Source organism: Alcanivorax sp. HI0044 (genome assembly GCF_001634945.1).
On sequence record NZ_LWEZ01000317.1, the window covers coordinates 1 to 745 of the forward strand.

Consider the following 745-nt stretch of genomic DNA (forward strand, 5'->3'; position numbering starts at 1 on the left):
AGGGCCTAAAGGGGCGGCAGCACAGGAAGGTGATCCCTGGCATCCCGGCTCACCCTATGCGGCGAGTAAGGCTGCAGCGGATCATCTAGTGGACGCCTGGGTGCACACCTATGGCTTTCCTGCCCTGATTTCCCATGCCAGCAATAATTATGGCCCTTGGCAGTATCCAGAGAAGCTGATCCCGCGGGTGATACAGTGCGCATTGGCAGGCGATACAATCCCGCTGTATGGAAGCGGGGAACAGGTGCGTGACTGGTTACATGTTGACGATCACGTTAAGGCATTATGGTGTTTGCTGGAGCAGGGTAAGCTGGGAGAGCACTACAATATTGGTGCAGACTGTCAGCTGACGAACCTATGTCTGGTGAATGCCATTTGTGCACATCTCGATGGCTTGAGGCCGGCTTCAGCTCCGGCTGGAGGCCATGCATCACTGATTCGTCATGTGGCAGACCGCGCCGGCCATGACTGGCGTTATGCCTTGAATAGCAGCAAGATGCAGGCTTTGGGCTGGCGCCCGCAGGTGTCGTTTGAGCAAGGGCTGCGTGATACGGTGGCATTTTATTTACCATGACAATGCAATTTAGGGAAAACCGCAAAGGGATCCTTCTGGCTGGAGGGGCAGGGTCCCGACTCCACCCTGCAACCCTTGGTGTATCCAAACATTTGCTGCCTGTCTATGACAAGCCGATGGCTTATTACCCTATGTCGGCATTGATGCTGGCTGGGATCAGGGATGTGTTGA

The 745-nt window shown here is 55.2% G+C and carries 2 protein-coding genes; both read left to right on the forward strand.

Annotation, left to right across the window (positions count from 1 at the left end; translation table 11 throughout):
* The coding region (locus A3730_RS03820; protein WP_156500870.1) for a dTDP-glucose 4,6-dehydratase at positions 1 to 574 on the forward strand (574 nt) is incomplete at its 5' end.
* A 2-nt stretch (positions 575 to 576) separates the two neighbouring features.
* The coding region (locus A3730_RS29415) for a sugar phosphate nucleotidyltransferase (protein ID WP_255364170.1) at positions 577 to 745 on the forward strand (169 nt) is incomplete at its 3' end.